This window comes from Burkholderia sp. 4M9327F10 (genome assembly GCF_005503145.1).
GTDB lineage: Bacteria > Pseudomonadota > Gammaproteobacteria > Burkholderiales > Burkholderiaceae > Paraburkholderia.
Genome location: NZ_SCNV01000009.1, coordinates 178,542 through 185,239 on the forward strand (window position 1 = coordinate 178,542; position 6,698 = coordinate 185,239).

Genomic DNA, 6,698 nt, shown 5'->3' on the forward strand with positions numbered 1-6,698 from the left:
GCGGCGTGCGAAACCGAGCGGTTTGGGCCGGCGGCAAGCGCCGGTTCGGACCGCGACGCAGGCTCGCGTACAATACGCGACCGCGTTGCACGTGCCCATCCGGTCGCAAAGCGGCGCCCCCGTTGTTGCTGCAGGTCCAATCGCGGAGCCTGGAGCCCGCCCCCAATCGACCGGCACGCCCTCTTTCGAGCCTCACCTCATCATGCTTAGTTACCGCCACGCCTTTCACGCAGGCAATCATGCCGATGTCCTGAAACACGCCGTCGTCGTGCAGTTGCTGCGCTATCTCGCCCAGAAAGACAAGGCGTACTGGTACATCGACACCCACGCGGGCGCCGGCGTCTATTCGTTGAAGGAAGGCTACGCCACGAAGACGGGAGAGTTCGAGACCGGCATCGCGAAGCTGTGGGGACGCACCGACCTGCCCCCCATGCTGGCCGACTATGTGGATGAAGTGGCGGCGCTGAATACCGACGGCGATCTGCGCTTCTATCCGGGTTCGCCGTACCTCGCATGGCGGCTGATGCGCGAGCAGGACCGCATGCGTCTGTTCGAACTCCACACCACCGAGATCGACGTGCTGCAGCACAATTTCCGCGACGCCGGGCGGCGCGCCATGCTCTACGCCGGCGATGGCTTCGACGGCGTGAAGGCCTTGCTGCCGCCGCCGCCGCGCCGTGCGCTAGTGCTGATCGACCCGTCGTTCGAAGACAAGCGCGACTACACCCGTACGCTGAACTGCGTCGAGGAAAGTCTCAAGCGGTTTGCGACCGGCACCTATGCGATCTGGTATCCGCAAGTCACGCGCCCGGAATCGCAGCGCTTTCCGGATCAGCTCAAGCGGCTGCAGGAACGCAACTGGCTGCACGTCACGCTGACCGTCAGCAACCCACCCTCAGATGGGTTTGGGCTGTTCGGCAGCGGCATGTTCATCCTGAACCCTCCGTACACCCTGGCCAAAACACTGAAAGACACCATGCCGTGGCTTGTGCAGGCACTTGGACAGGACAAGGCCGCGCAATTCAAGGTCGAACACCGCGGCGACTGAACCTGCGCGGGTTCAAGCCTTACTGTGAAGACGACGGCGCCGTCCGTGGCTGCAGCGTCGGACGCGGCGTCGGCGTTGCACCTCCCCCACCTCCACTCCCTCCACCTCCCGCGGGCAGTTGAATATAGGGCGCGACGATCAGCGGGACCGATGAATTCGGCGTCAATTCGGTTGGCGTCGCTATCGGCTGGGCCTGCACGATCCGGTCGTGCGAAAGCGGCGCGGTCTGTAGCACCGTGCCGCTCTGGCCGTCGCTAATGCCGTGCTGCGTATCGAGTATCAAGGGCTGCCCGCCGCTCGACGAAGCGGCAAACGCCACCGGTGAAGCCAGCGCCAGCAGCGAAACCGCGGCACACAGCGAGGGGGCAACGGCGCCCTGCAAGGCGCGAATCAATTGGACGGGAGCCATGAGCGGACCGGGTTGGTTGTGGGAATGCCGGATTGCGCAAAAAACGCTTTACCTTACCGCGGTGGCAACGTTCAAGCTAGTCGATATTGAGTGGTCTCTGGATGACGGCCAGTGAGCGACTCACTCAGCGCGCAAGTGAACCGCCGCCGACACGCACACGGAACGCGGACGCCAGATGTGACAAAGCCCCGTCAATACGGGGCCTTACGCTCTACTGCTGCGACCGCACTCGCCAGGCTGCGTCGCCAAGGGTCAAACAGACTTCAGACCGCCTTACAGCGAGTAGCCGTTCGTTTCGAGCGAACGGATGCGCTGTTCTAGCTGGACGATGTCCGACGACGACGCAAGATAAGCCTCACGGCGGCTACGTTCAGCGGTTTCAAACCAGGTGCTCAGCTTTTCAAGAAGGTATGCAAACATGATGTTCTCCAAGGATCAGATATGAATCCCCGGTGGATTGGGCATCAGGGATTTCCCTTATGAAGGGTTAACCCGGATTATAGGCCTTTGGTGCAACCTGGCTAGTGAAATGCCCGAATGACGTGCATTCCGTTTTGGAATGGTGCATCCTGAAATTTTCAGCAAGCGGTTGATCTATATGGAGTTATTGGTGTTTCAACCCAATTTTCGTGAAACTGGGCCAAGATACGGCACCACAATGGTGCATTTATGTGGCCCGGTTGCAACGGACTTTCACTGTGGTTGCACCTTTCATCATGAGCCGACCATTCATCGCTTATTTGTCCGTGTGGCAAGCATGATTAACGGCCACCTCAGGAGAGGCAAGACCTTCGATGATCGGACAATCGGGGCGCTCGTCCCCGTGGCAATGATCGGCGAGGTGCGCAAGCGTATCGCGCATCTCCGTCAACTCGGCGATGCGGCGCTCGAGATCCGCGACGTGTTCGAGTGCAATCGCCTTCACTTCGGCGCTCGCGCGCGAGCGGTCGTGCCACAGGGCCAGCAGACGGCGAATGTCCTCGACGAGAAAGCCCAGGCGCCGAGCCTGACGAATAAAGCGCAGCGAATGGACTTCCTGCGAACCGTACACGCGATACCCCGCGCTCGTCCGGGTTTTCGCCGCCAGCAGGCCGACACTTTCGTAGTAGCGAATCATCTTCGCCGTGACGCCCGAAGCACGGGCCGCTTCACCAATATTCATGACTGTTTCTCCTGTCGACCAGAGTTAGCGCTTTAGCGCTTACTCTGGTCCCATGCAACTCGCTTCCAGTGCTTGCCGATCCTACACCTTCCCATCGTGGGAAGGTGTAGGATCGGCAGGCATAATTCAACCACTGCACCACCCACGTTTCTCGAGGCAAAACAGATGACGATCGAATTTCAGGTAGAAGGCATGAGCTGCCAACATTGTGTGGCGGCGGTGACCAACGCGATCCGCGAACAGGACGGCGCCGCGCAGGTCAAGGTGGATCTCGCGACCGGCCGGGTGGCAGTCGAATCGGCACAACCGGCCGATAGGCTCAAGGCCGCCATCGACGAGGCCGGCTACACAGTCGTAGAGACTCACTGAGGCGAAACACGCATGTTCAAGGTTGCAGTGATCGGCGCATCCGGTTTGCTGGGTCGCGCCCTCGTCGGTGAACTGGCGCAACAAACAGACTGGCAAGTCGTTTCAACCGGATTCCGGCGCGCCGCCTCGCACGACGTCACACTCGACATTCGCGACGCCGGGGCGGTCAAGCAGTTTGTCGAGCGCGAAGCACCCGATGCGATCGTCATTGCGGCGGCTGAACGCCGTCCCGATGTCTGCGAACACGACCCCGCGCTGGCCCGCGCGCTGAACGTCGACGCCGTGCGCAGCGTGGCCGAGGCAGCGAGGCAACACGGGGCGTGGGTGCTGTCGATCTCCACCGACTACGTATTCGACGGCGCGCACCCGCCCTACCGACATGACGCCCAGCCGTCGCCGCTTAACGCCTATGGCCGCAGCAAGCTCGACGGTGAGCGAGCGCTCACTGAGACAACCGATTCCGGTTGTGTCCTGCGTCTGCCGCTGCTGTATGGGCCGATCGTCGATTGGGCGGAATCGGCCGTGACCAGCCTGGTGCCGACCATCGCGGCGTCGGCGAGCGCTTCGCCGAACGCAAGGGCGGCTGTGATGGATGCGTGGGCGATTCGCTACCCGACGTTTACGCCCGACGTGGCGCACGTTATCCGTCAGATGCTCGAACAGCATGCGCGTGGCGACACGATTCGCGGCATCGTGCAATGGTCAGGCGATGAGCCGATGACCAAGTACGAGATTGCGATCCGCCTTGCCGAAGCACTGCAGCTCGACGCCCGGCTTACGCCGCAGCACACGCCGACGGATGCGACCCCGCGCCCGCATAACTGTCACCTGGCTTCGAGCCGTCTCGAAGCGCTCGGCATAGGACGCCGCACGCCGTTCGATGTAGCAATCCGACAGGTGCTGGAGAAGTTTCCCTGGCGAGGCAGTGACACCGGGCAAACGGCATAGCTCGAAATGGCGGCCTGCGATGGCGGGCCGCAGCGAGCCACCACGCTCCGCTAAGACAGCGCAGCATCCTCGCCGGAAGCAGCTTTGACGCGCAGCCTGAATCCAGCGAGACAGGTCATCAATGAAAATCCCTGCTAGTGGACTGCAACCCACCCAGCAGATGCGACATATCCACCAACCGGTGCGCAACAAGATGCTGCACATCCCCTTCACGCTGCCAAACGCCGTACACCGCAAGCAGCGCCGCTCCCAATACCTCCTTGCGCTGCCGCTCCAGTAAAGCCGGCCACACGATTACATTGACATTGCCCGTCTCGTCTTCGAGCGTCATGAAAATCACGCCTTTCGCCGTGCCCGGCCGTTGTCGCATCGTGACAATGCCGCAGCCGCGCGCCAGTCTTCCATCAGGATAACTGCGTAGCGTCGATGCCGGTATCAGCCGATTGGCCAGCAGTTGAGGCCGCAACAGTTCGAGCGGATGGCGACCGAGCGTCAACCCTAAGGACCGGTAGTCCGCGACGATATCGTTTGCCTCCGATGGCGCACCCAGTTCGGGGGTCTCATCCTGCACGGCGGCGACGGCCAGCATGTCCTTATCGGGCACAGCGGCTACCGAATGCCACAATGCTTCGCGACGGTTGCCCGCAAGCACTGCCAGTGCATTTGCATCAGCCAGCACCTGAAGATCGTGCCGGTTGAGTTGGGCACGGCGCGCAAGATCTTGCACGCTCCTGAACGGCCGCACCGCGCGCGCACGTTCAATGCGCTCTGCTGCGTCGTCCTTCATGCCACGCAGCATCGACAGCCCAAGACGCACTGCCGGGCGCGCGGCCCCTTCGATCGATTCGAGCGCCGCATCCCAGCCGCTGACGGTCACATCGACCGGCAATACCTTGACTCCATGCCGCCGCGCATCCTGCACGAGTTGTGACGGTGAATAGAAACCCATCGGCTGACTGTTGAGCAGAGCGGCGAGAAACGCCTCAGGCTCGTGGCACTTCAACCAGCTGCTCGTGTAGACAAGCAAGGCGAAACTCGCCGCATGGCTCTCCGGAAAGCCGTATTCGCCGAAGCCCTTGATCTGTTTGAAAATCGCATCAGCGAAACTAAGCTCGTAACCACGTTCCTGCATTCCGTTGATGATGCGATCGTAGTACTTCTCCAGGCCACCCTTGCGCTTCCATGCGGCCATCGCACGGCGCAGATCATCGGCTTCGCCTGCCGTAAAGCCGGCCGCGATCATTGCCACCTGCATGACCTGCTCCTGGAAAATCGGCACGCCAAGCGTGCGCTCCAAGGCAACTTTCAGGTCGTCGCGTGGATAAGTCACTGGGTCCAACTCCTGGCGCCGACGCAGATAAGGATGCACGGCACCGCCCTGAATCGGACCGGGACGCACAATGGCCACCTCGATGACGAGGTCGTAGTATTTGCGCGGCTTCAAACGCGGCAGCATGCTCATCTGCGCACGCGATTCGATCTGGAACACACCGATAGTATCGGCACGGCAGATCATGTCGTACGTCTCCTCGTCACCATCTGATATGTCCTGCATCTCGAAGCGTTTGCCGCGCCGCGCCGATACAAGATCGAGCGCGCGCCGGATCGCCGAGAGCATGCCGAGTGCGAGCACATCGACCTTGAGGAGTCCGAGCGATTCAAGATCGTCCTTGTCCCATTCGATCACCGAGCGATCTGCCATCGCCGCATTCTCCACCGGCACAAGACGCGTGAGCTTGCCGCGGCTGATCACGAAGCCGCCGGAATGCTGCGACAGATGCCGCGGAAAGTTGAGCAGCTGCGACGCCAACCTCGCCCAGGTCTGAATCAACGGCTTTTCCGGATCGAGACCCGTCTCTTCGAAGTGCTTCAGCAGATCCTGACTATTGTCGAACCAGTGATGAGACTTCGCGACCGCATCGACGATCTGCGGATCGATCCCCAGCGCCTTGCCTGTCTCACGCAGCGCACCGCGCGGCCGGTAAGTGGACACCGCTGCCGCAATCGCTGCGCGGTCACGCCCATACTTGTCATAGATATACTGGATCACCTCTTCACGCCGCTGATGCTCAAAATCGACATCGATATCCGGCGGTTCGCCGCGCTCTTTGGAAATGAAACGTCCGAACAACATGCTGCTGCGTGCCGGGTCCACTTCGGTGATGCCCAGGCAATAACACACAATAGAGTTGGCAGCCGACCCTCGCCCCTGACACAGAATGTTCTGGCTGCGCGCGTACCGAACGATGTCATAGACCGTCAGAAAATACGGCTCGTATTTCAGGTCCGCGATAAGCGCCAGCTCGTATTCGATCTGTTGCCGGTTCTTATCCGAAATGCCGGAACGAAAGCGCCGTTGCGCGCCGATGTAGGTTTCCTGACGCAGGTACGCAGTGGGTGTGAAGCCTTCCGGCACGAGTTCGTCGGGATATTCGTAGCGCAACGTGCCCAGCGAGAATGTGCAGCGCTCGAGCACCTTGATCGTTTCACGCACCGTATGCTCGGGATAAAGATTCGCAATGCGCAACCGCGAACGCAAATGCTGCTCGGCATTGGGCGCGAGATCGTAACCACACTCATGAACCGGCTTGCCGATGCGGATCGCCGTCATCGTGTCCTGCAAGGGCTTACGTGAACGCACATGCATCACCACGTTGCCGAGCGCAACGACCGGTACATTCTGACGATTCGCGACATGCTCGATCGCACCGCGATGAATATCGTCCATCGCACGCTGATGCAGCACGAGACCCACCCACCCA

The 6,698-nt window shown here is 61.0% G+C and carries 7 protein-coding genes; 3 read left to right on the top strand and 4 right to left on the bottom strand.

The annotated features are described in order from the left end of the window. Window positions 1-202 precede the first annotated feature (202 nt). A complete protein-coding gene (rlmJ, locus tag FFS45_RS12200) occupies window positions 203-1,048 on the top strand; it encodes a 23S rRNA (adenine(2030)-N(6))-methyltransferase RlmJ (protein WP_137954893.1) in 846 nt (281 codons plus the stop codon). Window positions 1,049-1,067: 19 nt separating this feature from the next. Here the strand turns inward: rlmJ and FFS45_RS12205 are convergent, their stop codons facing one another. From FFS45_RS12205 to cueR, 3 genes are all read right to left on the bottom strand, one after another. After that, window positions 1,068-1,457: a hypothetical protein gene (locus FFS45_RS12205; RefSeq protein WP_137954894.1), complete on the bottom strand. Its 390-nt coding sequence runs from the start codon at window positions 1,455-1,457 to the stop codon at window positions 1,068-1,070. Window positions 1,458-1,730: 273 nt separating this feature from the next. After that, window positions 1,731-1,877 carry a DUF3563 family protein gene (locus tag FFS45_RS12210; RefSeq protein ID WP_074265275.1) on the bottom strand — a complete coding sequence of 49 codons (147 nt, stop codon included), beginning with the start codon at window positions 1,875-1,877 and terminating at the stop codon, window positions 1,731-1,733. A 316-nt stretch (window positions 1,878-2,193) separates the two neighbouring features. Next, entirely contained in the window at window positions 2,194-2,619 is a 426-nt protein-coding gene (gene cueR, locus FFS45_RS12215; RefSeq protein WP_137954895.1) for a Cu(I)-responsive transcriptional regulator, read from the bottom strand. A gap of 165 nt (window positions 2,620-2,784) precedes the next feature. Between cueR and FFS45_RS12220 the strand changes: the two genes are divergently transcribed. Continuing rightward, complete coding sequence (locus FFS45_RS12220) at window positions 2,785-2,988, top strand: cation transporter (RefSeq protein WP_137954896.1); 204 nt, start codon at window positions 2,785-2,787, stop codon at window positions 2,986-2,988. Between the two features lie 12 nt (window positions 2,989-3,000). Then, on the top strand, window positions 3,001-3,936 hold the full coding sequence (locus tag FFS45_RS12225) for an SDR family oxidoreductase (protein WP_137954897.1): 936 nt from the start codon (window positions 3,001-3,003) through the stop codon (window positions 3,934-3,936). Between the two features lie 118 nt (window positions 3,937-4,054). On the opposite strand, the gene FFS45_RS12230 is transcribed toward FFS45_RS12225, so the two are convergent. After that, window positions 4,055-6,698, bottom strand: a 2,644-nt coding sequence (locus FFS45_RS12230; protein ID WP_137954898.1) for an error-prone DNA polymerase, incomplete at its 5' end; no start/stop codon positions are given.